Genomic DNA, 516 nt, shown 5'->3' on the forward strand with positions numbered 1-516 from the left:
GGAAGTCCTGGTAGGCCGGCAATCCAAGATCGGGTTCAAGCCAGTACGGATGGAAGAAGAAGGACGCGAAACCGTCCCGCACCGCCAAACCGTATTGAGCATTGGTGACGAGCTGCTGCCATGGATACGAGATACACGAGAACGGGTCGGTATTGCAGATGTTGTACTGGATACTGCCCAGGTTCTCCGGGATGATCCGCTGCCCGTAGTAATCGGCGTTGATGATGTACGGAAAGAACTGCCCGGCCGAAAAATCCTGGTTGGCTGCCCCCGTTCCGAGTTGCGGATTGGTCGCGGTGTAGTAGACGGCCCGCTGGAACGTCGTCGGGAACGTGAGGGCAGTGGCCGCCGCCGCATTCGGCGACATCTGGTACTGCGGCGCGGCCCAGCCGACGACCTTGTAGCCGTTGGCCGTGAACTCGAGGATGCCCTCGGCCATCCTGCCTTCCGCCCATTGAACGGAGTCCTCATCGACGGGACGGTTCTGGACCGCATACCAGAACTCATAGTCGCTGC

At 60.3% G+C, this 516-nt stretch carries 1 protein-coding gene; it reads right to left on the bottom strand.

Annotated features, from left to right (window positions below; translation table 11 throughout):
* Window positions 1–516 (bottom strand): DUF2334 domain-containing protein (locus ACPUER_RS37115; RefSeq protein WP_425133623.1); only part of this gene is annotated, 516 nt, incomplete at both ends.

It is taken from the genome of Burkholderia sp. DN3021 (genome assembly GCF_049805555.1).
GTDB classification, from domain to species: Bacteria; Pseudomonadota; Gammaproteobacteria; order Burkholderiales; family Burkholderiaceae; genus Burkholderia; species Burkholderia pyrrocinia_C.